This window comes from Pseudomonas sp. R1-1 (genome assembly GCF_051132135.1).
Lineage (GTDB): Bacteria > Pseudomonadota > Gammaproteobacteria > Pseudomonadales > Pseudomonadaceae > Aquipseudomonas.
Window position 1 is genome coordinate 5,963,116 of the sequence record NZ_CP071663.1, and the last position, 25,977, is coordinate 5,989,092.

The 25,977-nt window shown below is 60.6% G+C and carries 25 protein-coding genes; 10 read left to right on the forward strand and 15 right to left on the reverse strand.

The annotated features are described in order from the left end of the window. Window positions 1-550: 550 nt before the first annotated feature. The 8 genes from J3P75_RS26660 to J3P75_RS26695 form a co-directional block, all read right to left on the reverse strand. Window positions 551-1,348, reverse strand: a complete 798-nt coding sequence (locus J3P75_RS26660) for a MetQ/NlpA family ABC transporter substrate-binding protein (protein WP_434708770.1) — start codon at window positions 1,346-1,348, stop codon at window positions 551-553. Between the two features lie 167 nt (window positions 1,349-1,515). Next, entirely contained in the window at window positions 1,516-2,448 is a 933-nt protein-coding gene (locus J3P75_RS26665; protein WP_434708771.1) for a sigma 54-interacting transcriptional regulator, read from the reverse strand. Between the two features lie 52 nt (window positions 2,449-2,500). After that, window positions 2,501-3,082, reverse strand: coding sequence for an alpha/beta hydrolase (locus J3P75_RS26670; protein WP_434708772.1), 582 nt, complete (start codon window positions 3,080-3,082; stop codon window positions 2,501-2,503). A 344-nt stretch (window positions 3,083-3,426) separates the two neighbouring features. Further along, complete coding sequence (locus J3P75_RS26675) at window positions 3,427-3,828, reverse strand: ExbD/TolR family protein (protein WP_434708773.1); 402 nt, start codon at window positions 3,826-3,828, stop codon at window positions 3,427-3,429. A 1-nt stretch (window position 3,829) separates the two neighbouring features. After that, complete coding sequence (locus J3P75_RS26680) at window positions 3,830-4,555, reverse strand: MotA/TolQ/ExbB proton channel family protein (protein WP_090288209.1); 726 nt, start codon at window positions 4,553-4,555, stop codon at window positions 3,830-3,832. Window positions 4,556-4,600: 45 nt separating this feature from the next. Further along, window positions 4,601-5,410: an energy transducer TonB gene (locus J3P75_RS26685; RefSeq protein WP_434708774.1), complete on the reverse strand. Its 810-nt coding sequence runs from the start codon at window positions 5,408-5,410 to the stop codon at window positions 4,601-4,603. Window positions 5,411-5,540: 130 nt separating this feature from the next. Next, a complete protein-coding gene (locus tag J3P75_RS26690; protein WP_434708775.1) occupies window positions 5,541-5,768 on the reverse strand; it encodes a hypothetical protein in 228 nt (75 codons plus the stop codon). 118 nt (window positions 5,769-5,886) lie between these two features. After that, on the reverse strand, window positions 5,887-8,247 hold the full coding sequence (locus J3P75_RS26695; RefSeq protein ID WP_434708776.1) for a TonB-dependent receptor: 2,361 nt from the start codon (window positions 8,245-8,247) through the stop codon (window positions 5,887-5,889). A gap of 165 nt (window positions 8,248-8,412) precedes the next feature. On the opposite strand from J3P75_RS26695, the gene J3P75_RS26700 reads away from it, so the two are divergent. Both J3P75_RS26700 and J3P75_RS26705 read left to right on the forward strand, forming a co-directional pair. Further along, window positions 8,413-9,357 (forward strand): LysR family transcriptional regulator, encoded by a 945-nt coding sequence (locus tag J3P75_RS26700; RefSeq protein WP_434708777.1) that lies wholly within the window; start codon window positions 8,413-8,415, stop codon window positions 9,355-9,357. A 190-nt stretch (window positions 9,358-9,547) separates the two neighbouring features. Then, window positions 9,548-11,164 (forward strand): alkaline phosphatase family protein, encoded by a 1,617-nt coding sequence (locus J3P75_RS26705; protein WP_434708778.1) that lies wholly within the window; start codon window positions 9,548-9,550, stop codon window positions 11,162-11,164. A 105-nt stretch (window positions 11,165-11,269) separates the two neighbouring features. Here the strand turns inward: J3P75_RS26705 and J3P75_RS26710 are convergent, their stop codons facing one another. Next, entirely contained in the window at window positions 11,270-12,190 is a 921-nt protein-coding gene (locus J3P75_RS26710; protein ID WP_434708779.1) for a TauD/TfdA dioxygenase family protein, read from the reverse strand. Between the two features lie 180 nt (window positions 12,191-12,370). On the opposite strand from J3P75_RS26710, the gene J3P75_RS26715 reads away from it, so the two are divergent. Then, window positions 12,371-13,291 (forward strand): LysR family transcriptional regulator, encoded by a 921-nt coding sequence (locus tag J3P75_RS26715; protein WP_434708780.1) that lies wholly within the window; start codon window positions 12,371-12,373, stop codon window positions 13,289-13,291. Window positions 13,292-13,426: 135 nt separating this feature from the next. On the opposite strand, the gene J3P75_RS26720 is transcribed toward J3P75_RS26715, so the two are convergent. Next, window positions 13,427-14,440: an ABC transporter substrate-binding protein gene (locus tag J3P75_RS26720; RefSeq protein WP_434708781.1), complete on the reverse strand. Its 1,014-nt coding sequence runs from the start codon at window positions 14,438-14,440 to the stop codon at window positions 13,427-13,429. A 293-nt stretch (window positions 14,441-14,733) separates the two neighbouring features. Here J3P75_RS26720 and J3P75_RS26725 point away from each other — a divergent pair, with 293 nt between their 5' ends. Genes J3P75_RS26725 through J3P75_RS26735 form a run of 3 tightly spaced genes read left to right on the forward strand, consistent with a single transcriptional unit; the run spans window position 14,734 to window position 18,769 of the window. Then, window positions 14,734-16,332, forward strand: a complete 1,599-nt coding sequence (locus tag J3P75_RS26725) for an ABC transporter permease (protein WP_434708782.1) — start codon at window positions 14,734-14,736, stop codon at window positions 16,330-16,332. Then, window positions 16,329-17,144, forward strand: a complete 816-nt coding sequence (locus tag J3P75_RS26730) for an ABC transporter ATP-binding protein (RefSeq protein ID WP_434708783.1) — start codon at window positions 16,329-16,331, stop codon at window positions 17,142-17,144. Before J3P75_RS26725 ends, J3P75_RS26730 begins: the two co-directional genes overlap by 4 nt. 14 nt (window positions 17,145-17,158) lie before the next feature. Beyond that, window positions 17,159-18,769 (forward strand): arylsulfatase, encoded by a 1,611-nt coding sequence (locus tag J3P75_RS26735; protein WP_434708784.1) that lies wholly within the window; start codon window positions 17,159-17,161, stop codon window positions 18,767-18,769. Between the two features lie 104 nt (window positions 18,770-18,873). Here J3P75_RS26735 and J3P75_RS26740 read toward each other — a convergent pair whose 3' ends face one another. Continuing rightward, window positions 18,874-19,947, reverse strand: coding sequence for a fatty acid desaturase (locus J3P75_RS26740; RefSeq protein ID WP_434708785.1), 1,074 nt, complete (start codon window positions 19,945-19,947; stop codon window positions 18,874-18,876). A gap of 100 nt (window positions 19,948-20,047) precedes the next feature. On the opposite strand from J3P75_RS26740, the gene J3P75_RS26745 reads away from it, so the two are divergent. After that, window positions 20,048-21,052, forward strand: coding sequence for an AraC family transcriptional regulator (locus tag J3P75_RS26745; protein WP_434708786.1), 1,005 nt, complete (start codon window positions 20,048-20,050; stop codon window positions 21,050-21,052). A gap of 37 nt (window positions 21,053-21,089) precedes the next feature. Here the strand turns inward: J3P75_RS26745 and J3P75_RS26750 are convergent, their stop codons facing one another. From J3P75_RS26750 to J3P75_RS26760, 3 genes are all read right to left on the reverse strand, one after another. Beyond that, window positions 21,090-21,335: a helix-turn-helix domain-containing protein gene (locus J3P75_RS26750; RefSeq protein WP_186632139.1), complete on the reverse strand. Its 246-nt coding sequence runs from the start codon at window positions 21,333-21,335 to the stop codon at window positions 21,090-21,092. Between the two features lie 108 nt (window positions 21,336-21,443). Then, the gene (locus tag J3P75_RS26755; protein WP_434708787.1) at window positions 21,444-22,832 is read right to left on the reverse strand and encodes a heavy metal sensor histidine kinase; all 1,389 of its coding nucleotides are present in this window, start codon (window positions 22,830-22,832) and stop codon (window positions 21,444-21,446) included. Beyond that, window positions 22,822-23,502, reverse strand: a complete 681-nt coding sequence (locus J3P75_RS26760; protein ID WP_090288178.1) for a heavy metal response regulator transcription factor — start codon at window positions 23,500-23,502, stop codon at window positions 22,822-22,824. The genes J3P75_RS26755 and J3P75_RS26760 overlap by 11 nt, the downstream gene beginning before the upstream one ends. A 136-nt stretch (window positions 23,503-23,638) precedes the next feature. Between J3P75_RS26760 and J3P75_RS26765 the strand changes: the two genes are divergently transcribed. After that, the gene (locus J3P75_RS26765; protein WP_434708788.1) at window positions 23,639-24,124 is read left to right on the forward strand and encodes a GlcG/HbpS family heme-binding protein; all 486 of its coding nucleotides are present in this window, start codon (window positions 23,639-23,641) and stop codon (window positions 24,122-24,124) included. An 11-nt stretch (window positions 24,125-24,135) separates the two neighbouring features. Continuing rightward, window positions 24,136-24,546, forward strand: coding sequence for a hydroxyisourate hydrolase (gene uraH / locus J3P75_RS26770; RefSeq protein ID WP_434708789.1), 411 nt, complete (start codon window positions 24,136-24,138; stop codon window positions 24,544-24,546). A 122-nt stretch (window positions 24,547-24,668) separates the two neighbouring features. Here uraH and J3P75_RS26775 read toward each other — a convergent pair whose 3' ends face one another. Next, entirely contained in the window at window positions 24,669-25,346 is a 678-nt protein-coding gene (locus J3P75_RS26775) for a Crp/Fnr family transcriptional regulator (RefSeq protein WP_434708790.1), read from the reverse strand. Between the two features lie 84 nt (window positions 25,347-25,430). Here J3P75_RS26775 and J3P75_RS26780 point away from each other — a divergent pair, with 84 nt between their 5' ends. Then, window positions 25,431-25,955 (forward strand): DUF962 domain-containing protein, encoded by a 525-nt coding sequence (locus tag J3P75_RS26780; protein WP_434708791.1) that lies wholly within the window; start codon window positions 25,431-25,433, stop codon window positions 25,953-25,955. The last annotated feature ends 22 nt before the right edge of the window (window positions 25,956-25,977 follow it).

A 25,977-nucleotide genomic window follows, 5' to 3' on the forward strand; every position in this document is an offset into this window, starting at 1 on the left:
TAAATACCGTTAAAGCATATTAATATCACTCAAAAAACTATCTGGTCGGTTTGCCGGGAAGGAGTAAGAAGGCTATTTTTCTTTGCGCTGTAGGAAGGATCTTTTTTTCAAGAAAGGCCTCCAAGGACGGGCAGCTTTTGGCCAGACTCCCTCGGCCAAACCACAACAAGGAAGATGACATGGACGTAAAAACACCGCAGCGACTGGATCCGCAGGATATTTTGAAATTGCTGGTGGCGTTGCGCCGGGCTTTGAAGGCGCAGGTAGCCTGAGATCAAGAGCACCCTCACCCCAGCCCTCTCCCGGAGGGAGAGGGGGCCGACCGAGGTGTCTGGCGTCATACATCGACCTGAATGACTGAGTCGATTATGGATTCGGTACAGCCATATCAGGTCGGCGAACCTCTGCCGCATCCCCCAATCAGTCCCCTCTCCCTCCGGGAGAGGGGGAGGCGGGCGACGTTCCGATGAGGGGGCTTTTCAAGGCACATACAAAAACGCCGAGGACCATCACTGGCCCTCGGCGTTTTCACTTCAAATCAACACTCGAATCAGAACGCCGGCAATACCGCGCCGCTGTACTTCTTCTCGATGAACGCTTTGACTTCCGGGCTGGTCAGCGCCTTGGCCAGTTTCTGGATGGCGTCGCTGTTCTTGTTGTCCTCACGGGCAACGAGGAAGTTCACGTATGGCGAGTCAGCGCCTTCGATCACCAGCGCATCTTTCTGCGGGTTCAGCTTGGCTTCCAGCGCGTAGTTGGTGTTGATCATGTCCAGATCAACTTCTTTCAGCACGCGCGGCAGCAGGGCCGATTCCAGTTCCTTGAACTTGAAGTTGTGCGGGTTCTTGGCGATATCTTTCGGCGTTGCCAGAGCGTTTCTCGGATCTTTCAGCTCGATCAGGCCAGCCTTCTGCAACAGGATCAGCGCACGGCCGCTGTTGCTGCCTTCGTTCGGGATGGCGATAGTTGCGCCATCCGGCAGTTCAGCCAGAGTCTTGTACTTGCTCGAGTAGCCACCGAACGGTTCAACGTGCACGCCTTGCACGGTTACCAGGTACTTGGCCTTGTCGTCCTTGTATTTGCCCTGGTTGAAGCTGTTCAGGTACGGCAGGGTCTGGAAGTAGTTGGCATCCAGACGCTTCTCGCCCACCTGTACGTTCGGCTGCACGTAGTCGGTGAAGACCTTGATCTCCAGATCCACGCCTTCTTTGGCCAGGGTCGGTTTGATCAGCTCGAGAATTTCAGCGTGCGGCACCGGGGTCGCGGCGACCACCAGTTTTTCGCCAGCATTGGCGAGAGAAGCAGTCAAAGCAGCCGCCAATGCGGTAAACAACAGAACCTTTTTCATGCAGTGTCCTTATCGAAAATCACGGTCGTCATCGACGACGGCATCTAATACGTGTGCCAGCGAAGTGATATCGCTGGCGTGAGGCGGACAATACCCGGATTTTTTATTCCCGGACAATAACGTTTATTCAGCTTCATATTCCATTTTGTTCATGTTGAAGAAAATGGCTATAGTCCATCGCTCAAGCGAATCAGCAGTTCTTTCAAGGCTTTACGTTCCGCCGTGCTGCCGCCGATATTGATTTGCGCAACCAGCCGTTCGATCTGCAGCCCCGGCCCAGACACCTCGGGCAGGTTCAGGTGCTGCGGCAGGATTTCTTCGCCGGTGCTGACCAGCAGGGCAAAATGAATGACATTTTCCAGCTCTCGCGTGTTGCCAGGCCAGCTATGCTGTTCGAGCGCATGCTGCGCGGCTTCGCTGATCAAGGGCACGGGCAAGTCGAGACGCTGGCTGTAGATACCAAGAAAATATTCGGCCAGCGACAGGATATCGCCGGTTCGCGCCCGCAGTGCCGGCAGTTCAAGCTGGCCCTCGCTGAGATAATGATAGAGCCGCTCGTGGAATTTCCCCGCATCGACGGCTTGGGCCAGATCGATGCTGGTCGCAGCCACCAGCCGCACGTCGACCGGGCTGGGTTGATGCGCACCGACCCGAGTGACTTCGTGATTCTCCAGCGCGGCGAGCAATTTGACCTGGATCGGCAGCGGCAAATCGCCGATTTCGTCCAGGTACAACGTGCCGCCATTGGCCGAGCCGAACCAGCCGGCGCGACTGCTGGCCGAACCGCTGTAGCTGCCGGCCGCATAGCCAAACAGTTCGGCGTCGGCGTACGTCGGGCTGATCGCCCCGCAGTTCACCGACACGAACAGCCCGCTGCGATCACTGGCACGATGGATATGCCGAGCGAGCAGCTCCTTACCGGTGCCAGTCTCGCCACGGATCAACACCGAGATCGCGCGTGGCGCCAGTTGCTCCAGTTCTTCGCGCAGTTGGCGCGAGCGTGGATCGACGAACACCAGCGCTTTGGCGCGAATGCTCAGCGGGCTTTTTTCCGCATCGGGGAAGGTCAGCAACGGCTGACCGAAAGTTTCGAAACTCATGGCAGGCTCCCGCCCTGAACCGCCTGGCAGACGGGGGCGTTAAAAATGAAAGTCAGGCGCGACGACGGGCGTGATGTTCCAGGCGGTTTTGCAGGCGATAAAGATAAGCAAAACCCTGTTCCCAGCGCTGATGCCCGGACTTGACGTTGATATGCCCGGCGCCTGCGAGAATCCCCGCTTCCGCGCCCCAGTTGCGCGCCAGCTCAAGGGCGCGCGGCGCACTGACCGCAGCGTCGTTGTCGGAGCTGACGACCTGACTCGGAAACGGCAACAGATCCGCGGGAATCGGCGCGAAGTTGCGCAATGCCGGTGCGCACGCGGGACGCTCGACATCGGCAGGCGCGACCAGCAACGCACCGCGCACCTGACGCAGATATTGCAGCGGCGCGGTCGCCGCCCAATGCGCGACGGTGATGCAACCCAGGCTATGGGCGATCAGGATCACCGGCGTGCTGTCGGCAGCTATCGCTTCGGCCAGCGCTGCGACCCAGTCTTCACGGCGCGGCGTCAGCCAGTCGGCCTGCTCCACCCGCGCACTGTTCGGCAGGCTGTTCTGCCAGTGGGTTTGCCAATGATCTTCTGGCGATCCTTGCCAGCCCGGCACAATCAGGTAGCGGATTGATTCGTTGCGCATGGGAAGCTCTCCTGCGTCGTGTCTGTTCTCGGTCGAGTATAGGGACGGGAGTTATATTCGTTAAGGAATAAGAAGCTATTTATTAAGATCTTAATTGAATATCAGATGTGCGCATGGCTTTAGATCTTTTCCCCCTCACCCCAGCCCTCTCCCGAGGGAGAGGGGGCCGACTTGCGCTGGGTTTGAAGTTTCGTACGACTGGGTACGATGTAGCTCTCCCATCCACCCCGATCAGTCCCCTCTCCCTCTGGGAGAGGGCTAGGGTGAGGGGATCTTCTAAAGTCATACACAAAAAAAGGGCCGCACCCTGCCAAGGAAACGGCCCCGGAAAACTGTTGAATCTGTCACCGCGCAGTAATCACCGACAATTTGGTAATCCCTGCCCGCTCGATCGACGCCATGGCCCGCGCGACTTCGCCATAATTCACGCCGTCATCGGCCTGCAACTGCACACGCACCTCCGGGTCCTTGGCCTTGGCCGCCTTGAGGTTTAACTCCAGCGACTCCGGCTGAGTTTCGTCCTTGTTGATAAACAGCTTGCCGGCACCGTCGATGCTCACCACCAGCGGGTCCTTCTGCTCGACCGGCGCCACCGCTTCGGTCTTCGGCAGGTTGATCGGAATCGCGTTGGTCAGCAGCGGCGCGGTGACGATAAACACCACCAGCAGCACCAGCATCACGTCCACCAGCGGGGTCACGTTGATCTCGCTGAGCACCTCATCCGTGTCTTGCGTGGAGAAGGCCATATCAGGAGGCCTCCTTCACTTTTGGCGCATTCCCCGGCGCAGAAGCCTTGTGTGCGGTCGGGTGAATCAACACCCGGAACGCACTCTTCTGCGCCAGGCTGTAGAAGTCGTGGGCGAAGTCGTCCAGGTCCGCCGCGGTCAGTTTCAGACGGCGCAAAAAGTAGTTGTAAACCAGCACCGCCGGTACCGCGACCGCGATGCCCACACCGGTTGCCACCAGTGCCGCACCGATCGGCCCGGCCACCGTTTCCAGGCTCGCCGAGCCCGCCGCGCTGATTCCCTTCAACGCCTCCATGATTCCCCACACCGTGCCGAACAAACCAATGAACGGCGAGGTGCTGCCAATACTCGCAACCACCGCCAGACCGGTTTCCAGCGAACGTCGCTCACGAACGATCTGCTGGCGCAAGGCACGCTCCAGACGATCCTGATGGTTGATCGCCTGGCTCAGGTCATTGGCCTGTGGCGTCTCGCCCACCTGAATCGCCGCGTAACCGGCCTGCGCGACACGCGCCGCAGCGCCGGGCTGAGTTTCGCTCAGTTCAGCAGCAGCATCCAGGCTCGACGCCGCCCAGAAGCGTTTATGAAAACGCCGGTCCTGCGCCTTTAAACGGCCGAACTGCAACGCCTTGAGCAGTGCCAGCCCCCAGGTGGCGACGGAAAAAACCACCAGCAGCCAGATCACCGCGCTTTCGATGGATTCCAGTGGAGAAGCCAGTAGCGTCATGATGTATTCCCTCGTGTAAACGTTTCGCGCGAATTTGATTGCGGTTTAGTGAATCTTGAAATCGATGGGCACGCTGACCCAGCCGTCCTGGGCGACATCGCCCTGCTTGGCCGGGACGAAACTCCAGCGTTTCACGGCGTTGAGTGCCGCATCGTCGAGTTGCTGGCGACCGCTGCTTTTCTGAATCTGGATCTCGCCCGGTTTGCCACTGGCCAACACGTGTACGCGCAACAACACCGTGCCTTCCCATCCGCGACGCTGGGCCAGCGACGGATATTCCGGCGCCGGGTTTTTCAGGTAAGCGGCGCTGGCTGAGGCTGGTGTGACCGGGGCCGGCGCCGGTGGCGCGGCTGGCGCTGGCGCAGCGACCGGGGCGGCCGGTTTGGGCGGCACTGGCGGTTGCTCGACGGCTTTGGGCGCCGGTTTGGGTGGCGGCTTGACTACCGGCTTGGGCTTCGGCACGGGTTTAGGCGGTGGCGGCTTCACCGCCAGCTCGTCTTCCACCGGTGGCGGTGGTTCAACCACCGGCGCAGGAGGCGGCGGCGCCACAACCGGCGGCGCGGGCGGGGCCGGACGGGAAAACTCGATGGTCATCGGCGGAATTTCCGGCGGCACGATTGGCAGCGCGGGAGTCGGATGCTGATTGATCCAGTAGATCACCGCGCCATGCACCACCAACGCCAGCACCGCGAGCAAAACGCTTTCGCGGCGACTCAGAATGCCCTTGGGCGCACGCTGCAAACGCAGCTGCCCCAACGGCACACGGTGCGGCCGGCCGAGGTCGATCAGTTCGCCACCCGGCGTTTGCCGCCATAGCAATTCCCCTGCGCTGGCGGCGGTCTGGACATTGCCCATTGTTTGACTCCCTGCGGTCCTTTTGCGGTTCTTGCACTACAGCTGAGCAACCGTTTTGTTGAATCCCCCACGGCTGCCCCGTGGGTGAATCATTGGTCCTGTCGCTTATCTCCGAAAGTAATCTTTCACGTTATGCATAGGTCTTTATGGAATATAGAAAACGATCAATTTCGCCAAAGCCTTGCGCCACGCGGGCTGCAGCGAGATGCGAAAAATCGCATGCATTGAGGGCATTGAAAGTATTCATCCAGCGCATCGGATGCACTAGACCCGGTTTAAGAGAACAAGCTGAAACCCTGTCGTTAGTTGGAAAAACATTTTGCTGAGCTACTAAAAAGGCCGATGCACTTGCGCGCACCGGCCTCTTGTTTGATCAGCTGTTTATTCGCGCTCCCAGCGCACGCACTTTTTCAAAACTGTGCTCACGGAAAAACAATGTTCTGAACTCTCACCGTAGGTGTATCCGATGGGTACGGTCAGAAATCATAACGCCCGGTAACGCCAAGCGTACGCGGCGTGCCGAGCAGTCCCTCATAACCACCGTTGCCGCCGGTCCACAGCGTCGTGTAATAGGTTTTGTCGAAGGCGTTTTTCAGCCACAACGAAACATCCCACTGACCTTGGTTGAAGTCACCACGCAAGCCTGTGGAAAAGTTGACCACAGCGTAACTGGGGATCTGGCCGTAATCGGAATCCTCAACCGTGCCCACAGCTTTGGAGCGGAACGCATAGCTGGCGGTGACGTAGGGTTCGAAGCCGTTATCCAGATTCCATTTGTATTCGCCGTTGGCGTTGCCGATCCATTTCGAAGCGCCGACCACTTGATGGCCGCTGAGGTCGCAAGAGGCCGGCGCACCCGGCGCCTGGCTGACTTCCGGCGGGCACGGCGCATCCTTGTAGGAGAGGTAGCTGACGTCGTTGTACGAGCCGTTGAAGTTCAGCGTCAGGCCACGCAGCGGTACCACGGTGCTTTCGAACTCGATGCCGCGCGAGCGCACGGAACCGGCGTTGGTCAGGTACTGCACGCGGTTGTCGGCGTCATAGGCGTTGGTCTGGTAGGCGTTGACCTGGGTCCAGAACACGTTGGCGTTGAGCTGCAAACGGTGATCCCACAAAGTGCTTTTGAAACCGAGTTCGGCGTTGTTCGCCCGTTCGGTGCCGATCAGCAACGAGTCGGCACCCGCAGTTGGCGCAGAGCCGACCGCAAGGTTGACCCCGCCGGACTTTTCGCCGTGGGACAACGTCGCGTAGCCCAGCACGTCATCGGTGATGCGATAGCTGAGATTGAGCAGCCCCGAAGGACTCGAGCTGTACTGATTCAAGTCTCCGGAATCGTAGGCGCCGGCGCGGCCGCGACGCGCATTGGCTGCCGCGCCGGCCACGGCCGCACCGCCAACCGGAGCATTGCGGCTGACCCCGGCATTCTTCTCTTCGTAAGTGCCACGCACCCCGGCGGTGAAATCCAGCCGCTCGGTGAGGTGCCAGGTGCCTTGGGCAAACAGGGCAAAGCTGTCGGTCGTGATGTGGCCCTTGCCGACGCTGGTGACATTGGCCAGCGCACCCGCCGGCGTGCCGTTCCAGATGTCCGCCTGCGGGCCGTAATAGGCGAAGGATTTGTTGTCCAGATCGGAACCGAAATAGTAGGCACCGACCACGTAATCGAAGAATTCACCCTTGGGCGAGGCGAGGCGAAATTCCTGCGAATACTGTTTGTCTTCCACCGACACCCCGGCGTTGTAACTGGCCGGCACGTTGAGCCCGTCGTCGTTGCGCGGGGTGAAATTCCAGAAACGATACGAGCTGACCGAAGTCAGGGTGAAATCGCTTGGCAACGTCCAGTTGGCTTCTACCGAAGTGCCGCCCTGATGCACCGTCACGTGTTGGTCGTTGTCCAGATTGACCTTGCGGTGTGTGCCGTTGACCAGCGTCGCGCCGGCCGCGTTGGCGCGGGATTGATAAAGGTTGACGCCATTGATGGTCGGACCGGTGTTGTACAACACGCGGGTGCCGGCGCTGGAATCCTCTTCGTTGTAGTCACCGATCCAGCGCAGGTTGAAATCTTCGTTCGGCTTGAACAGCAGTTGCGCGCGAAAGCCCTCGCGGGAGCCGCCATTCAAGTCGTGGCCGTCGTATTCGTTTTTGATGTCGCCGTCGCTGCGCGTGCGATACGCGGAAAAACGCCCGGCCAGTTGCTCATTCAGCGGCCCGGAAATGGTGCCCTTGGTCTGAAAATAACCGTCCTCGCCGACCGAGGTTTCGATGCTGCGCTCCGGGGTAAAAGTCGGCGCACGGGTGCTGATGTTGATTACCCCGGCGGTGGTGTTTTTACCGAACAGCGTGCCCTGCGGCCCGCGCAAGACTTCCAGCTGTTCGATGTCCATCAAGTCGAACACCGCCATCCCCGGGCGGCCCAGATAAACGTTGTCGATGTACAGGCCGACGCTGCCCTCCAGCCCATCGCTGGCCGGGTTGTTACCCAGACCGCGAATCGACACGCTGGACTGCCGCGCATGCATGTAGGCGACGTTGACGCTGGGCACCAGCTGCTGCAGATCCTGAATCCGGTACACCCGTTGCGTCTCCAGATTCTGCCCGCTGACCACGCTCATCGGCGTCGGTACGTCCTGCGAACTTTCCTCGCGACGGCGGGTGGTCACGGTCACGGTTTCCAGCTGCGAACTGCTGGCCGAAGCCTTGCCTGCGGAGACTGGCGCCGGCGTTTCGGCTTCGGCGGCATAGCCGTGAGTCCAGCTCGCGCTGCCAGCGAGAAACAGGGCCAGGGGCAGGCGCTTGAGCCGTCGTGGTGGTTGGATTGATGCGTGTTTCAACGGACTCATGGCGCGGCTCCTGGTCAAAAAACACACAGCCTTCATCAGCGCTGCATATTCTTTTCAGTTATTTATTTATGGATTTACAAATATTTACTGCATAAGAGATTGCCTTTATAAGGAGTCGACCTAATGCATATCCAATGCATTTCCCGGATATTTTTTATGTGAAAAATGCATATCGACCTGCGCCAACTTCGTCACTTCATCGCCTTGGCTGAACAACGCAGCTTCGTCGCCGGCGCGCAGGCGGTGAACCTGTCGCAGTCGGCGTTCAGCCGCAGCATTCAAGCGCTGGAACACAGTGTCGGCTGTCAGTTGGTCGATCGCGGGCGCAAGGAATTGCCGCCGACCAAACAGGGTCAGGTACTGCTCGAACATGCGCGGCGGCTGGTCAGTGGCGCGCAGCAAATGGCCAACGAGATCAGCCAGTTCAACGGGCTCGAAGCCGGGGAGTTACGCTTCGGTTGCGGGCCGGCGCCAGCGGCGGGACTGATTCCACGGGCGATTGGCGCGTTCATCGGGCGCTATCCGAAAGCGCGGGTGCAGTTTCAGGTCGATGACTGGCAAAGCCTGAGCAAACGACTTTTGAGTGAGGAGTTCGAATTCTTCGTCGCCGACACTCGGCAGTTTGAGGCGGACCCGGACTATCTGACCCATCGTCTGCGCGCGCGCAAATGGCATTTCTGCTGCCGCGCCGGGCATCCGCTGGCGGCGTTTGAATGGATCAGCGCCGAGCAGTTGATGAGTTTTCCACTGGCGGTGAGCATTCGCCCGCCGAACCTGCACAAGGTCATCGTCGACCTCAGCGGCCGGCCGGATTTCACCCCGAGCGTCGAATGTGAGAACAGTTCGAGCCTGCTCAGCGTGGTGCTGCGTTCGGATGCGATCGGAATTGTCGGGGCCTATTCCGACGCGTTGCATTTGGCCAAGGGTGAACTGGTGTGTCTGAAGATCGAAGGATTGGCTGACGATCTTGAGGAGCTGTATACCCGCTACGGGATCGTCAGCCGCGCCGGGTATCGGTTATCGCCACTGGCGGAGGCGATGATCGAGCAGATCAAAGCGATCGATGCGGTGGATGAAGAAGTCTGTTCACTGGAGAATTTTGCTGTCTGAATTGACGCTTTCGCGAGCAGGCTCGCTCCTACACTTGAAATGCGTTCCCCTGTAGGAGTGAGCCTGCTCGCGATAACACCAGTACATGCACCGATGCATCCGCTGCATGAAACGCATTCTCCAAACGCACTTGCCGAACACCCCCGCCGACAGCGAAAACCCTCACCTGTCCCACTGACCGGTGAATCCCATGCCCACCCCGCCCAACCCCGTGCGTAACGTGCTGTACATCATGTGCGACCAGCTGCGCCGCGATTACCTGTCCTGCTACGGTCATCCGCATCTGCACACGCCGAACATCGATCGCCTCGCTGCGGCCGGCGTACGGTTCAGCCGCGCTTACACCCAGGGCACGATTTGCGGTCCTTCAAGAATGTCGGCCTACACCGGGCGCTATGTCAGCAGCCATCAGGTGGCGTGGAACGCCGTGCCGTTGCCGCTGGAGGAATTGACCATCGGCGATTACCTGCGCCCGCGCGGCATTCGTACCGCTCTGGTCGGCAAGACTCACGCAACGGCAAACATCGATGCCTTGCAGCGCCTGGCAATCAACCCTGACAGCCAACAGGCCGAGATCCTCAACGAAGTCGGCTTCGAACCTTACATGCGCCATGACGGCATCTACCCCGACGACCCACTGTTCGACGACAAGCGCGAATCCGCTCCTTATACCCATTACCTGCGCGAACACGGTTTCGACGGGCGTAACCCCTGGCATGACTGGGCCAACGCCGCCGAAGGCGCGAACGGCGAGATCCTCAGTGGCTGGAAAATGCGTCATGCGAATCTGCCAGCACGAATTCCCGAGCAACACTCAGAGACTGTCTACACTACCAATCGAGCCATCGACTTCATCACCGAGCAAGGCGAGAAATCGTGGTGTTTACACCTCTCGTACATCAAACCGCACTGGCCCTACATCGTACCAGCCCCATACCACGCCTTGTACAGTACGAAATCGATTGTCGAAACGATCCGCGCGACGCCCTCCGAAGCCAGCAAACACTCTGTATACACGGCCTTTCGTCAACATCAGGAAAGCCTCAACTTCTCCCGGGATTCAGTACGATTGACTGTAATCCCTACCTACATGGGCCTGATCAAACAGGTGGATGACCAACTCGGAAGGTTGTTCGATTTTCTGCAAAGCAACGGCCGTTGGGACGACACGCTGATCGTGTTCACCAGCGATCACGGCGACTTTCTCGGAGATCACTGGCTGGGCGAGAAAGAGTTTTTGCTCGAACAAGCGGTGGGCGTGCCACTGATCGTGCGCGACCCGCGCACGGCGGCGGATATAACCCGCGGTACGGTTGATGAGCGATTGGTGGAAACCATCGATGCGCTGCCGACATTTCTTGCTGCGCTGGGATTGCCGGCGGCCGAGCATCGGCTTGAAGGGAGCTCGCTGATTCCCCTTCTGCACGGTGAGAATCCCGATTGGCGCCGCTATGCAATCAGCGAATACGACTACGCCTTTCAGGCACCGGCGCGCGAGCGTCTTGGCCAGCCGATCGACCGCTGCCGCATGACCATGGTGCGCAGCGAGCGCTGGAAATACCTGGCGTACGACGGCTTCCGGCCACAGTTGTTTGATCTTTTGAATGATCCGCATGAACTGCGCGATTTGGGCGATGACCCCGCGTACGCGGCCGTGCGCGAGGAGCATGCGGGGTATCTGTTTGAATGGCTGCGCGGGTTGAAGCGGCGCACGACGATCAGCCATGAGGAGGTCGATTTGCGTGGGCAGCGGTTTCGTTATGGAGAGCCTGAAAGCGAGAAAGTGGTGCAGATCGGGGTTTGGTAGAAAGCATCGCTAGCAGGGCTAGCTGCCACAGGTGTGCGCCGTTCACATCCTTTGTGTCTGACGCAAATCCCTGTGGGAGCTAGCCCTGCTAGCGATGGGGCCCACTCAGACGCCGACGATATCCGCACCTTTGACGGTTTGGCTACGCTGCCCGCTCACCCCCACCGGCACCTCGCCTTTCAAAGTGACCCGACGTACCACCCGATCCTGCGTGCCGTAATCATCGATCGCGTAATGCTGTGTCGAGCGGTTGTCCCAGATCGCCACGTCACCGGCCTTCCAGCGCCAGCGCACGGTGTTTTCCTGACGGATCACATGGCTTTGCAACAGCCCGAACAGGTGCGCCGAGTCCGCCTGCGAGTAACCCTTGATGCGTTTGACGAAATGCCCCAGCAGCAAGCTCTTCTCTCCGCTGATCGGATGCACCCGGACGACCGGATGCTCAGTTTCGTACACCGTCGAAGTGAAAACCTTGCGGTAGCGCTCAAGCTTCTCCGCCGAAACGTCCGGCTTGGCGCTGGCGTAGTCGTATTCGTTGCTGTGCACGGCGATCAGTTTGTCGGCCAGTTCACGCAGCTCGCTCGGCAAGCCGTTGTACGCCGTGGCGGTGTTGGCCCACAGCGTGTCGCCACCGAATGCCGGGGCGACCACCGAGCGCAGGATCGAGGCTTTCGGGTAAGCGTCAACGAAGGTCACGTCGGTGTGCCAGGAGTTGGCGCGCTGCCCCTCGGCACCGTCCAGTTCGAGCAGATAGCGGGTGCCTTCGCGCGACGGCACGGTCGGGTGCGCCACCGGTTCGCCGAGCAAATGCGCGAAGGCTTCCTGACGCTGATCATCAAGCTGAGTCTGTTCGCGGAAGAACACCACCTTGTACTCGACCAGTGCCTGCTGGATGGCTTCGACCGTGGCGGCGTCCAGCTCACCGGACAGGTGCACGCCACGGATCTCGGCGCCGATACGACCGGCCACCGGGTGAATTTCCAGCGCGTGGACAGCGGGTTTTACAGCGAGTGCGGCATTGCTCATGGGTATACCCTCATCGACTGTTTACGGTTGGCGGCAGCGAAACAACGCTCTATCCATATGCTATTTACATCTAACAGATATCGACATGCTTCGTTGACGGAATAAGAGCTTGCATTTAAAACCTCAGGCAACCCTCGTCGCAAATGCCTTCGAGCTATTTTTAGGATGCCGGAAAAGCATATGGATCTTCGCCAGTTGCGCTACTTCATCGCCCTCAACGAACACCGCAGTTTTGTCCGTGCGGCGGACGCGATGGGCATCACTCAACCGGCGTTCAGTCGCAGCATTCAGGGGCTGGAGCAGGAGTTCGGCTGTGTGCTGGTGGACCGCGGCAACAAGGATCTGCGCCCCACACCCGAAGGCCAGGTGGTGCTGCAGCACGCCCTGAGCCTTGTGCAAGGCGCGGCGCTGCTCAGTGCCGAGGTGACGCAGATGACCAAGCTCGATGCCGGCGAAGTGCACTTCGGTTGCGGCCCGGCGCCGGCGGTGAAACTGGTGCCGGATGCGGTGGCGCAATTCATCAATGCACACCCGAAAGTGCGCACCTGTTTCCAGGTGGATAACTGGGAAAAACTCAGCCGCGCGTTGAGCCGCGAGGAGATCGAATTCTTCATCGCCGACATTCGCCATTTCGAATCCGACCCGAATTTCCAGACCCAGGCGCTGACGCCCAAACGCGGGGTGTTTTTCTGCCGTCCGGGACATCCATTGCTGGCCAAGGAAAGCCTGTCGACCAACGACATGTTCGACTATCCGCTGGCGACCACGCTGATCCCGCCGGGGATCCGCAAACTGTTGGCCAACCTCAGCGGCCGCACCGATTTTTCCCCGACCATCGAGACCGAGCATTTCCCGGCGCTGGTCAAAGTGGTCCTGCAATCAAATGCGATCGGCGTGGGCACAGAGGAGGCGTTTGTCGAGGACATCGCCCAGGGTTCGCTGGTGCTGCTGCACTGGCGTAACTTGCCGCAGAATCTGGAGAGCATGAACGCGCGCTGCGGCATCGTCAGCCGTACCGGGTTTCGCTTGTCGCCAGCGGCAAGGGCGATGATCGAGACGCTGGTGGCGGTGGATAAACAGCACATCAGCGTTGCCGTATGAAAACCCTTCACGGCAGACGCCGATCGTTCCCATGCTCCGCGTGGGAATGCATCAATGGACGCTCTGCGTCCGCTTTTGGGACGCGGAGCGTCCCGGGCTGCATTCCCACGCGGAGCGTGGGAACGATCCGTCACCCTACAGCTTGGCCGCCGCCAGTTCAGGCGCCACCCAATCGCTGACCTTGAACGGCTTGCGAATCAGCTTCTGCTGCGCTGCCAGGTCCACCGAGTCCTGCAGTTTGCCGAGGAACACCGGGTCAAGTGTCGACTGGAACACTTCACTTAAATTCTGATCCTGCAAATCCTGCGTCAGGATCACCGGCGGGTAACTGGCCAGCCCCGACACCAGTTGCACGTAAGCGCCCTTGTTGCCTTCTTCGCTCAGCCACGCAAATGCTTGCTGCTGTGCCTTGAGCAGTTTCGCCACCGCTTCGGGGTGCGCGTCGACAAACTTTGCCGTGCCTAGCAGCACGGCCTGCACACTTCCTGCTCCGCCGAGATCCTTGGTATTGAGCGGCAACTCCGCCAGGCCTTTGGCTTGTAGCGCTGATAGTGCGGAGCTGCCCCATGAAGCATCGATCTGCCTGGCCGCCAGCGCTGCGACCGCCGCGTTGAAGTCCAGGTTGATGACCTTCAAATCCTTTTCGCTCAAGCCCTGACTGGCCAGCGCCGCGTCGAAGGAAAGCTGTGTGGCGGTGCCACGGAAGATCGCCACGCGTTTGCCCTTGAGATCCTGCAGGGTCTTGATCCCCGACCCCGGCACCACGCCAAGGTACTGCTTGACCCCGCGTGCCGTGGCGCTGAGCAGGCGGGTGTCCAGCCCGTTGGACTTACCGATGATTGCCGCCAGATCGCCCAGATACGCCAGATCGACCTGACCGTTGGCGAACGCTTCATTGATCACCGGCCCTGCGCCTTTGAAAAAGCTCCATTGAATCTTGATGCCCTGCTCGGCAAAGGCCTTTTCGAAGATCTGCTGATCGCGCAGCACATCGACCACGCCGCCACCACTGTGCTGAGTACCGGCGCTCAGGTCAGGCACGGCAATGCGGATTTCCTTCAGCTCCTCCGCGTGGGCGCTGAACGCCAGCAGGCCAGCCAGCGCGGGAACCGCAAACAGACTGAAAACTCGTTTGAAGGGAAGGTTCATGGGTGCAGCTCCTTGATCGCGACTGGGCGTTGAGGAGCCGAAAGTAGGCCGAAGCGGCACCTGCGCTTAAATACTATAAATTCACATTTTTATAGCTTTACGACCTAAGCAAGCGCGGCCGGGGCTTGTAGCGGCGTATGCATGGGCAGCATCGAAAATATTCTTCGAATGCATTGGATGCGCCTGTGCTGGAGGCCTTAAATGGTTTCGCTTATCTCTCGATAGCATTGATTCTCTATTTGTTAGATCAATTTTGCATACGGTCCGTCTGCATCCGACAACGGAGGTCAACCATGGCCCGACACTCCCTGCTCAGCCTGCCGCTGCCGGCACCACCGCTCAAGCGCCAACCGATCTGGCCAAGCCTCAACCAGCGAGTTTTGCCATGGCTGCTGCCGCTCGCTCTGTTCGCGCTGTGGTGGCTGGCCGCACGCAACGCGTGGATGAGCGAGCAGATTTTGCCAGCGCCTTCGCTGGTCTGGAACAGCGCCGCGGAGCTGGCGCAAGGCGAACTCTGGAGCCACCTGTGGATCAGCTTGCAGCGTTTGTTCTGGGGCCTGCTCGCAGGGATTTCAGCAGGCGCCGTACTGGGCGCTGCGCTGGGATTCAGCCAGCGGCTGGAGCGGCTGATCCTGCCAACCTTCGCCGGACTGGCGCAGGTTCCGACACTGGCCTGGATTCCCTTGTTCATGGTGTTTTTCGGCATTGGCGAAGTGCTGAAACTGGTGGTGCTGATCAAAGCGATCGTGGTGCCGGTGACCCTGCACACGCTGGTCGGGGTGCGCGATGCGCAACCGAAGCTGCGTGAAGCGGCAGCGGTACTGCGCCTGCCGCCACACCAGTTGATCCGCCGCCTGGTTCTGCCCGCCGCCCTGCCCGCGTTCATGGCAGGTGTACGTCTGGCACTGGCCGCCGGGTGGACCTCGCTGCTGGCAGTCGAACTGCTGGCTTCCAGCGAAGGCATCGGCTACCTGATGGTTTGGGCGCGGCAGTTGTTCATGCTCGACATCGTGTTCGTGTGCATCGTGGTCATCGGTTTGCTCGGCGTGGCCATGGATCGCGGCATCGGCCTGCTCGATCGCAAACTGGTGCACTGGCCGCATCCGGCCACCGCCGAGATCCGTCGCGGTCCGCGTTATCACGGCTGGCAGCGAGTGCAACCGTGGCTGCTGCCGCTGAGTTTGCTGGCGCTGTGGCAATTGGCGGTGGATCAGCAGTGGGTGGACGCCAACATTCTGGTCAGCCCGCTGACAGTCCTGCTCACCGCCTGGGAAGGCCTGCGCGACGGTACGCTGAGCAGCGGCCTGGCCCTGAGCCTCGGGCGCACGGTCGGCGGTTTGCTGCTCGGCGGCGGGCTCGGTTTCGCCCTCGGCTTGCTGCTGGGTCTGTCGCGCACCAGCGAACGCTTGCTCGGCCCGACGCTGGCGGCGATCCGCCAGATCGCGATTTTCGCCTGGGTGCCGCTGCTCACTGCGTGGTTCGGCCTCGGTGAACTGGCCAAGTGGGTGTTCGTTGCCCTCGCCGCGTTCTTTCCATTGTTCATCGCCACGCAACGCAGCGTCGCCAACCTCTCGCCGCAACTCAACGAAGCCGCGCAGGTGCTGCGCCTGAGCCTCGGCCAGCGCCTGCGCCGCCTGGTGTTACCCGGTGCCGCGCCGGGCATTTTCGCCGGCCTCAGGCTGAGCCTGATCTACGCCTGGCTCGGCACCATCGGCGCCGAATACTTCATGCCGTCCAACGGCGGCATCGGCAGCCAGATGATCGGCGCACAGCAACTGCTGCGCATGGACCTGATCATGGCCGGCATGCTCCTGGTCGGCCTCACCGGCGCCCTGCTCAACCTGATCGGCCAACGCCTGGAAATTCGCGCGACCCGCTGGAGACACGCATGAACGCACCGATTGTCAGCTTCACCCACGTAGGCAAATCCTTCGACGTCGACGGCTTCGAACTGGAGGCCATCCACGAATTCAATCTGGACATCGCCGAAGGCGAGTTCGTCGCCATCGTCGGTTCCAGCGGCTGTGGCAAATCGACCTTGCTGCGCTTGCTGGTCGGACTCGATACGCAGTTTCGCGGGCAGATCAGCGTAGATGGCCAGGCCGTCAAGGGCGTCGGCAGCGAACGCGGCATCGTCTTTCAGGAGCACCGTTTGTTTCCCTGGCTGAGCGTCGCCGACAACATTGGTCTGGGCCTAGTCAATGAGCCGCTGAGCGCCGCGCAGAAGCAACAACGGATCAACGATTTCATCGATCTGGTCGGCCTGCACGACTTCACCCGCGCCTATCCGCACCAGCTCTCCGGCGGTATGGCCCAGCGTGTGGCGATCGCCCGTGGACTGGTTGCCAGCCCACGGATTCTGCTGCTCGACGAACCCTTCGGCGCCCTCGACGCACTGACCCGCCAGCAGATGCAGGACGAGCTGCTGGCGATCCGCGAACGCGCAAAGATCACCACGATTCTGGTCACCCATGACGTCGAGGAAGCGATCTTCCTCGCTGATCGTGTGGTGGTGATGGAACCGCGTCCCGGGCGGATCAAGCAAGTGGTCGACGTGGCCCTGCCGCATCCGCGCCAGCGCAGCAGTTTCGACTTTCATCAACTGCGTGAAGAGCTGTTGCACGAACTGACCAGTGATGACCATTACCAACCGAGCGTGCCGGTGCAGATCCGCGATCTGCCGCTGACGTTCATTGCCTGCTGAACAGGAGTTTCGCAATGCCGCAACGTCCCAATTTTCTGGTGATTCTGGCCGACGATCTAGGCTTCTCCGACATCGGTGCGTTCGGCGGCGAAATCGCCACGCCGAACCTCGATGCGCTGGCGAAAAACGGCCTGCGCCTGACCGACTTTCACACCGCACCGACCTGCTCACCGACCCGCTCGATGCTGCTCACCGGCACCGATCACCACATCGCCGGCATCGGCACCATGGCCGAAGCACTGACGCCCGAACTGATCGGCAAACCGGGTTACGAAGGCTATCTCAACGACCGCGTGGTGGCGCTGCCGGAATTGCTGCGCGAGGCCGGTTATCAAACCCTGATGAGCGGCAAGTGGCACCTGGGGCTGACCGCCGAACTGGCGCCGCACGCGCGCGGTTTCGAGCGCTCGTTTTCGCTGTTGCCGGGCGCGGCCAACCACTACGGCTTCGAGCCGACCTACGATGAGCAGACACCGGGCCTGTTGAAATCCACCCCGGCGCTGTACATCGAAGACGATCAGTTCATTGACGAGTTGCCCAAGGATTTCTATTCCTCCGATGCCTTCGGCGACAAGTTGCTGCAGTACCTCAAGGAGCGCGACCAGACCCGACCGTTCTTCGCTTATTTACCCTTTTCTGCACCGCACTGGCCGCTGCAGGCGCCTGCCGACATCGTCGAGCAATACCGCGGCCGCTACGACGCCGGCCCCGAAGTGCTGCGCCTCGAACGCCTGGAAAAACTCAAGGCCCTCGGCCTGATCGAACCTGACGTCGAGCCGCATCCGCTGATCCAGCTCAGCGCGCAGTGGGACGCGTTGAGCGACGAGCAAAAACAGATTTCCGCACGGGCCATGGAGGTCTACGCGGCGATGGTCGAGCGCATGGACTGGAACATCGGCCGCGTTGTTGATTACCTGCGCCAGCAGGGGCAGCTCGATAATACGTTCATTCTGTTCATGTCCGATAACGGTGCCGAAGGCGCGCTGCTGGAAGCGTTTCCCAAGTTCGGCCCGGAACTGATGACCTACCTCAACCAGCATTACGACAACAGCCTCGACAACATCGGTCGAGCCAATTCCTACGTCTGGTACGGGCCGAACTGGGCGCAAGTGGCGACCGCGCCGTCGCGACTGTTCAAGGCCTTCACCACCGAGGGCGGCATTCGTGTGCCGGCGTTGCTGCACTATCCGCAACTGGCACTCAAAGGGCAGATCAGCCACGGCTTCGGTACGGTGATGGACGTCACCCCGACGATTCTCGATCTGGCCGGTGTGAGGCATCCGGGCAAACAGTGGAAAGGCAAAGCGGTCGCGCCGTTGCGCGGCAAATCATGGCTGGGTTTTTTGTCCGGCGAGACCGCGCAGGTGCATGACGAGCACACGGTGACGGGTTGGGAATTATTCGGCCGCCGGGCGATTCGCCAAGGCTCGTGGAAAGCCGTATGGATTCCCGGGCCAGTGGGATCGGCGACCTGGCAGCTCTATGATTTGGCGAGTGATCCGGGGGAGATTCACGATCTGGCGTTGAGTCAACCGGGCAAGCTCACTGACTTGATCGGGCATTGGCAGCGGTATGTGGAGGAGACCGGAGTGATCCTGAGTGCTTCGCCGTTTCAGCCGGATTGATGTTACCTGCACTATCGCCATCGCGAGCAGGCTCGCTCCCACATTTGAAATGCGTTTCCCTGTGGGAGCGAGCCTGCACGCGATGAGGCCTTGGCAGTCGATCGTTAAGCCTGAGCCGTACGCACCTCTTTCTGCGCAACGGCATCCCGGCGCACAAACCGGTTCGCCCGCCCAAACGTACCGAAGTCATTGAACCGCACCCCCATCTCGCGCATCACCTTGTGCGCGACCGGCACGGTCATCTGGCGGATGTAAAACGGCTCCTTGACCACAAAATGATGAATCCCGTGGCTGCTGCCGAAATTGAAGCAGAACGCCTGCAACGGCCACAGCCACCACGGGTTCAGCACCTGACATTGCTGCAGCACATTGCCCGGCTCGACGTCGCCGTAGTAGTGCATGTTCGAGCTGATGAAGTGCAGGCAAAACGTGCGCAGCACATTCGGGCCGATGATCACCACAACGGCGATATCGATGACCTGCATTACCGCCAGCGTATTGGCTGACCAGTCGATCGGCGCGCCCAGCAGAGCGGCAACGCCGTTCGCGGCGTGAAAACCCAAAAACACATACCACGCGCCCCAGTGCAGCAGCGCCAACGGCGCGTAGACCTTGAACACGCGCTTGAGAATGCCGAGCTTGTGCGCCCAGGTTTTGGCCCGTAACAGACGGATGAAAGCCGACATCATGTTGTCGCCGACCATCAACAGCCGCGCAAAACCCCACGGCTCGCCGTTGGTGATGGCGCGCTCTTCCATGTCGGCTTCGGTGCCGGAGACCTTGTGGTGATTGAGGTGCAACTGGCGACGAATCCACGGGTTGATCGTGCTCGGCCGCGCCAGCCACACCAGGCCCATCATCAGGTTGTGCGGCACGCGCTGCTTGCGGAAATACATGCTGTGGATCAGGTCGTGTTCGAGCTCATGGGTCAGGGAGGCAAAAAACGCATTGAGCAACAGGCACACCCACCACGCCATGTGACCACTGATATACAAGGCAGCCGAGCCGATCATGCCGACCAAAGCAAACGCCAGAATCCCTGCGCCCAACGCGTCCTGATGCTGAAGAATCGGGTAGCGCTCGCGCAGCTCCACACCTTTGACCAGCACCACCTCGCGAATATGCGCTGATCGCTGCGCCGCATTGAGCCGCTGGGGGCTTGCAGAAGTACCGTCCATGCTTCCATCCTCGGGTCTAAGATGTGTCAATCGTGCCTTGCCGGGGCGCCAATCGCGCTAGCCAAGAACGCCAACCTGTTGACCGGACGCGCCAATCAGCATGAAGGAACCGACCTCCCTCGCCAGTTGGACCCGCGCCCTGCGCAAGCAACTCGATGCGCTGGGGCTGGACAGCCTCGCCCTGTGCCAACAGGCCGGCCTCGACCCGAGCCTGATGGACGATCCCAACGCGCGCTATCCATTGTCCGGCACCACACGGCTGTGGGCGCTCGCCGTTGAGGCCAGCGGTGACCCGGCGCTGGGCTTGCGCGTGTCGCGCTTCGTCAGTCCGACCACCTTCCACGCCCTCGGCTATGCATTGGTCGCCAGCGGCAGCTTGCGCGAAGTATTCGAGCGCATCGTGCGCTATCACCCGGTGGTCAGCGATGCGCTGGAACTGCAGCTGAGCCGCAGCGCCGACCGCTATCAATTTCGTCTGAAAATTCCGTCAGGCAACCCGCCGCCGGCCTTCGAAGCCATCGACGCGTTCACGGCGATCTATGTGCGCACCTGCCGTAATCGCCTCGGTCGCGATTACGCGCCGCTGGCGGTTTATCTGCGCCGCCCTGAACCGACCGATGCCCATCAATGGCACAAAGTCTTTCGCGCCCCGGTGCATTTCGGCTGCGCGGAGGATCGCCTGGAATTTGCCCTCGCCGACTTCGACAGCCATCTCGACGACGCCAACCCGGAACTGGCCGAACACAACGAAGCGGTGCTCAAGCGCACCCTGGCGCAGCTGCAACCGCTGACCTGGGAGCGCAAAGTGCGCGACGCCATCGAAGAGCAATTGCCCGAAGGCGAACCGAGCGCCGAGCGCATCGCCCAGGCCTTGCACCTGAGCTTGCGTAGCCTGCAACGGCATCTGGCCGATGAAGGGTGCCGCTTCGACACCCTGCTCAACGAAAGCCGAGAAAACCTTGCACTGCTGCACCTGCGCGATCCGCAATGTTCGTTGAGCGAAGTGAGTTATCTGCTCGGCTTCGCCGACACCAGCAGCTTCAGCCGCGCCTTCAAACGCTGGACCGGGATGACGCCGGGGCAGTTTCGTGATGGCTTGCGTTGAGTTACAACCAGCACAAGCTATGAGGCAGTGGAAGTACTCAAGTGTGGAAATTTTCCTTCTTGAGCATATCGAGAGTGGGACGGGCTGGTCGACGAACCGCGTCTAGTACATAGCCGAAGCCATTCAAGATTACCTCTACCTTACGCAGACCAATGTCAGAGACCGTGTTGTTCTCGATGCCGGAGATGGTCGCGCGACTCATACCGTACTTCAGAGCGAGGGCTTGCTGAGACAGCCCATTCGCTTTTCGGAGAGTTCTAATTAATTTGCCTATGTTTTCCATCTGAGCCGCCTGCATTATTTACGATGCATTTTTTCATTTTCAGTCGATATGCATTCTATTGAATGCATTTTCTTGCAAAAAAATGGCCTTCATCCTCTTTTCAAATGATCAATGTCGCACCAAAAATCCCAACTCAAATACAGTACCCGCCGCATCACTCCTCACCCGCACCTGCCCCCCATGCAACCGCATGATCGACTGCACGATCGCCAATCCCAACCCACCCGAATCCCCAGGTTCCGCCCGTGAGGGATCGACGCGGTAGAAGCGGTCGAACAGTTTGCCCAGATGCTCGGGCGCGATGACGGGGCCGTGGTTGTGCACTTGCAGCCAGACCCGGCCGGGCTCGTCGCGGCGGCGCAGGCTGATAACGGTGCCGGGGGCAGCATGGCGTACGGCGTTGGCCAGCAGGTTGCCGAGTGCCCGTTGCAGCAATTGCTGATCGGCGAGCAGTTCGCCGTGCAGTTGGTTGTCCAGGCGCAGGTCGCGATCGTCCGCCAGGGCTTCGAAGTAATCACACAGCTCATCGCCGACGCTGTGCAAATCCAGCGTTTGCAGATTGAGCGCGCGCTCGGCCTGTTCGGCGCGGGCGAGGAACATCAGGTTTTCCGCCATGCGCTTGAGCCGTTCGAACTCTTCCATGTTCGAGGCCAGCACTTCCTGATATTCCGCGGAGCTGCGGGGATGATTCAGCGCCTGGCCGTTGCTCGCCAACAAGGTGTGCAACGGCGTGCGGATTTCATGGGCGAGGTCAGCGGAGAACTGCGACAGGCGCTGCACGCTGTCGTCCAGCCGCGCGAGCATGCCGTTGAGCGCCTGTACCGGTTCGCGCAGCTCTGTCGGTGTGCCCTCGGCGGGCAGGCGTTGATCAAGGCTGCGCAGATCGATGCCGCGCACCGCTGCGCTCAACTGGCGCAACGGTCGCAGGCCGCGGCGCAACAGCAACAGGCCAAGAGCAAAAGCGAGCAACGCGCCGAGGCCGACGGAGATATACAGGCGCAGGCGATAACTGCTCAGCATCTGTTCACGCTCGATCAGCACCTTGCCGGCGATTACAGTCAGTGGTTCACCGTTCGGACCCTGCGCCTGACCGGACAACAGCGCCACTTCGGCACCGTCGGCGGCCTGCCATGTCAGCACGTCGCGACGTTGCGGCATCTGCTCGCGGGCAATCGCCTTCAAGCTCGGCAACTCGCGCTGGCGCGGGTTGATGGTGATCACGCTGGAGCCATCCGCGCGGCGCACCAGCAGCAGGCTGTCGAGATTGCCGAGCATGTTCTGATACAACCGCGGCCGCGCCTGCAAGGCGTCGAGGCTGTCGCTGTCGGCGAGTAACGCGCGCACTTGTTCGAGGCGACCGAGCAGGGCCATGTCGTCACGAAAGGCCAGTTCCGAGGCGAGCGAGCGGTAAAGAAACACGCCAATCGCGCTCAGCACCAATGCACAGACGATGGCGAAGGCCAGCGCCAGACGCCAGGCGATCGACTTACTCCACATCGTCGGGCGCTTCCAGTTGATAACCGACACCGCGCACGGTGTGAATCAGCTTGGGCATGTACGGGTCATCGACTTTCGAGCGCAGCCGGCGCACGGCGACCTCGACCATGTTGGTGTCGCTGTCGAAATTCAGGTTCCACACCTGCGAGGCGATCAGCGTGCGCGACAATACTTCGCCCTGGCGACTGGCGAGCAATTGCAGCAGAGCGAATTCCTTGTTGGTCAGGGCAATGCGCTGACCACCACGACTGACGCGGCGGCGCAGCACATCGATTTCCAGATCGGCGATCTGGTAAGACTCGGCTTCGCGCATCGGTCCGCGGCGCAGCAAGGTGCGCACCCGCGCGAGCAGTTCGGCAAAGGCAAAGGGTTTGAGCAGGTAATCGTCGGCACCCAGTTCGAGGCCGCGTACGCGATCTTCAATGGCGTCCTTGGCCGTGAGAAACAACACGGGAGTGGCGCCACGCTGGCGGATCAGTTGCAGCAATTGCCAGCCGTTGAGACCCGGCAGCATTACGTCGAGGATGATCAGGTCATATTCCTGCTGCTCGATAAAGTAGCGGCCATCGAGGCCATTGAGCGCCACGTCGACAGCAAAACCCGACTCGCCCAGGCCCTTGGCGAGGAAATTCGCAGTCTTGGCCTCATCTTCTACAACCAGCAAACGCATGGCACACCTCGTTCATTAAGGCACACAGGCTAGGCGCCTTCGGCGGCGTTGCCCATTACAAACTTGTAATCCAACTGACGAGGTTCTGACGAGGACCGGCCGTTAAGGTGACGACCTTCGCTTCTGGAGCTTGTCCATGACCGTCAAATACCTCGTTGCAGGCCTGATGATCGGCCTGAGTGGCGCCGCTGTCGCCAGCCCGCAATTGCCACGCCACGCCGACCTCGATCTGAAAACCGCCCGCTGGCTCGCCGACAAGGCGATGAGCACCTGCACCGGCACGGTGTCGGTGCTCGACCGTGGCGGCAATCTGCTGGTGACCCTGCGCGGCGATGGCATCGGTCCGCACAACACCGCCGCCAGCCAGCGCAAGGCCTACACCGCGCTGTCGACCAAGACGCCAACGCGACTGTTCGCCGAGCGCGCCCGCAGCAATCCGGAAACCGCCAACCTCAACACACTCGATGAATTGCTGTTGCTGGGCGGCGGCATTCCGTTGTTCGCCGGCAGCGAACTGGTCGGCGCCATGGGTGTGGCCGGTTCCGGTGGCGGCGAGCAAGACGAAAACTGCGCCCTCGCGGCCGCCGACAAGGCCGGCCTGACCATCACCTCTTCCCACTAAGGAGAACCACCATGACCATCCTGCGCATGACCCTCGCCGCCCTTGGCCTCAGCGCTGTTTCGAGCCTGGCGCTGGCCGCCGGCAACCCGTTGAGTGTGCACGTGCTCAACCTGGAAAACGGCCTGCCTTCGCCAGGCATCAACGTCTCGCTGGAAAAGCATGTCGGCACGGACTGGCAGCCGCTGGCGCAAGGCACCACAAACGAACAGGGGCGAATCGCCGAGCTGTTCCCGGCCAAGCAGCCCTTTGAAGCGGGTGAATACCGCGTGGTGTTCAAGACCGGCGAGTACTACAAGAAGATCAAGCACGACACGTTCTTCCCGGAAATCCCGGTGATCTTCGAAGTGAAGCAGACCGACCAGCATTACCACATCCCGCTGCTGCTCAGCCCGTATGGTTTCTCGACTTATCGTGGTTCGTGATCCAAACGCCGCCCCCCTGTAGGAGCGAGCCTGCTCGCGATAGCGGTGTATCAGTCAATGTTGAATCAACTGACAGATTGCTATCGCGAGCATGCTCACTCCTACAGGGGGCGGTGTGAATCTTAGAGTGTGGCCAGTGCACGCAATCGCGCAGCATCGAGGATTTCGATCTCGCCGTATGCCAGGCCAATAATCCCCTGCCCCTGCAGATCCTTGAGGATCTGGTTGGTGGTCTGCCGCGACAGCGACAGCATCGCCGCCAATTGTTCCTGCGGCAGTTGCAGCACCCGACGTGGCGCGTCGAGTTCGCCGTAGCCCTCGGCAATCATCAACAAACGATGGGCCAGCCGCGCGGGGGCCGGCAGCAGGCTGAGCTGTTCCAGACTGATGAAGGCCAGGCGCAGTTTGTGGCTCATCAGTAAGGCCAGATGGCGCCAATACACGGGCTGCTCGTCGAGCAATTTCAACAATGCCGCCTGCGGAATGTTCAGCAAAGTGCAGGCCCCGACTGCATAAGTATCATGGGTACGCGGCTGACCATCGAACAGACAGATTTCGCCAAACCAGTGCGGCGCCTCGACCAGACTCAACAACGCCTCTTTGCCCTGCTCGCTCACCGCGCCAATGCGCACGGCGCCATCGAGCACCGCGTACAAGCCGCACGGTGCGTCACCGCGCTGAAACAGGCGCTGTCCCGCCGTCAGCCGCCGCTCGCGGCCCGCCGCCAGCAGACTATCCTGAAAGGATGCCGGCAGATGACTGAACCAGTGCCCGGTCAGCAGCCGTGAACGTATGTGCATAAACCCTCCTGGATTGTCGCCTGCCCGACAGAGCGAACCCTGTTGCCGAGGGATGATGCAACCAATCCCACTGGAGGAACAACAATGAAAAGCCTCGTCGACCATCTCAGCCAATACGCCGCCTACCACCGCGACCCGCGCAACATCGCCAGCCACTTTATCGGCATTCCGCTGATTGTCGTCGCGGTGGCGGTGTTGTTGTCACGCCCGGAATGGTCGCTGGGCGGTCTGTGGATATCTCCCGCTGTTCTGCTGGCGCTGGCCTCGGCGTGGTTTTACTTGCGACTGGAATTGAAGCTCGGGGTACTGATGACGGTGCTGATGGGGCTGTCGGTCTGGGCCGGGCATGCGCTGGCGCAGCAGAGCACCATGGTCTGGCTGAGCAGCGGTCTGGCAATGTTCGTGATCGGTTGGGTGATCCAGTTTGTCGGGCATCACTATGAGGGGCGCAAACCGGCGTTTGTCGACGACATCAGCGGGCTGATTGTCGGGCCGCTGTTTGTCGTCGCCGAGCTGGCGTTTTTGCTCGGGCTGCGGCATGAGCTGAAAGAGCAGATCGAGGCGCGGGCGGGAGGGGTGCGGGTCAATCCGAATCGTGCGGCTGTTTAGGCCGCAATCGCGAGCAGGCTGG

Bases quoted from the DNA above. Each gene is read 5' to 3' on its own strand.
- J3P75_RS26730 (WP_434708783.1), top strand. From the start codon at position 16,329: ATGAACGCACCGATTGTCAGCTTCACCCACGTAGGCAAATCCTTCGAC.
- J3P75_RS26675 (WP_434708773.1), bottom strand. From the start codon at position 3,828: ATGGCCTTCTCCACGCAAGACACGGATGAGGTGCTCAGCGAGATCAAC.
- J3P75_RS26745 (WP_434708786.1), top strand. From the start codon at position 20,048: ATGAAGGAACCGACCTCCCTCGCCAGTTGGACCCGCGCCCTGCGCAAG.
- J3P75_RS26705 (WP_434708778.1), top strand. From the start codon at position 9,548: ATGCCCACCCCGCCCAACCCCGTGCGTAACGTGCTGTACATCATGTGC.
- J3P75_RS26775 (WP_434708790.1), bottom strand. From the start codon at position 25,346: ATGCACATACGTTCACGGCTGCTGACCGGGCACTGGTTCAGTCATCTG.
- J3P75_RS26715 (WP_434708780.1), top strand. From the start codon at position 12,371: ATGGATCTTCGCCAGTTGCGCTACTTCATCGCCCTCAACGAACACCGC.
- J3P75_RS26685 (WP_434708774.1), bottom strand. From the start codon at position 5,410: ATGGGCAATGTCCAGACCGCCGCCAGCGCAGGGGAATTGCTATGGCGG.
- J3P75_RS26760 (WP_090288178.1), bottom strand. From the start codon at position 23,502: ATGCGTTTGCTGGTTGTAGAAGATGAGGCCAAGACTGCGAATTTCCTC.
- J3P75_RS26695 (WP_434708776.1), bottom strand. From the start codon at position 8,247: ATGAGTCCGTTGAAACACGCATCAATCCAACCACCACGACGGCTCAAG.
- J3P75_RS26750 (WP_186632139.1), bottom strand. From the start codon at position 21,335: ATGGAAAACATAGGCAAATTAATTAGAACTCTCCGAAAAGCGAATGGG.
- uraH (WP_434708789.1), top strand. From the start codon at position 24,136: ATGACCATCCTGCGCATGACCCTCGCCGCCCTTGGCCTCAGCGCTGTT.
- J3P75_RS26755 (WP_434708787.1), bottom strand. From the start codon at position 22,832: ATGTGGAGTAAGTCGATCGCCTGGCGTCTGGCGCTGGCCTTCGCCATC.
- J3P75_RS26725 (WP_434708782.1), top strand. From the start codon at position 14,734: ATGGCCCGACACTCCCTGCTCAGCCTGCCGCTGCCGGCACCACCGCTC.
- J3P75_RS26700 (WP_434708777.1), top strand. From the start codon at position 8,413: ATGCATATCGACCTGCGCCAACTTCGTCACTTCATCGCCTTGGCTGAA.
- J3P75_RS26740 (WP_434708785.1), bottom strand. From the start codon at position 19,947: ATGGACGGTACTTCTGCAAGCCCCCAGCGGCTCAATGCGGCGCAGCGA.
- J3P75_RS26710 (WP_434708779.1), bottom strand. From the start codon at position 12,190: ATGAGCAATGCCGCACTCGCTGTAAAACCCGCTGTCCACGCGCTGGAA.
- J3P75_RS26660 (WP_434708770.1), bottom strand. From the start codon at position 1,348: ATGAAAAAGGTTCTGTTGTTTACCGCATTGGCGGCTGCTTTGACTGCT.
- J3P75_RS26765 (WP_434708788.1), top strand. From the start codon at position 23,639: ATGACCGTCAAATACCTCGTTGCAGGCCTGATGATCGGCCTGAGTGGC.
- J3P75_RS26680 (WP_090288209.1), bottom strand. From the start codon at position 4,555: ATGACGCTACTGGCTTCTCCACTGGAATCCATCGAAAGCGCGGTGATC.
- J3P75_RS26720 (WP_434708781.1), bottom strand. From the start codon at position 14,440: ATGAACCTTCCCTTCAAACGAGTTTTCAGTCTGTTTGCGGTTCCCGCG.
- J3P75_RS26665 (WP_434708771.1), bottom strand. From the start codon at position 2,448: ATGAGTTTCGAAACTTTCGGTCAGCCGTTGCTGACCTTCCCCGATGCG.
- J3P75_RS26780 (WP_434708791.1), top strand. From the start codon at position 25,431: ATGAAAAGCCTCGTCGACCATCTCAGCCAATACGCCGCCTACCACCGC.
- J3P75_RS26735 (WP_434708784.1), top strand. From the start codon at position 17,159: ATGCCGCAACGTCCCAATTTTCTGGTGATTCTGGCCGACGATCTAGGC.
- J3P75_RS26670 (WP_434708772.1), bottom strand. From the start codon at position 3,082: ATGCGCAACGAATCAATCCGCTACCTGATTGTGCCGGGCTGGCAAGGA.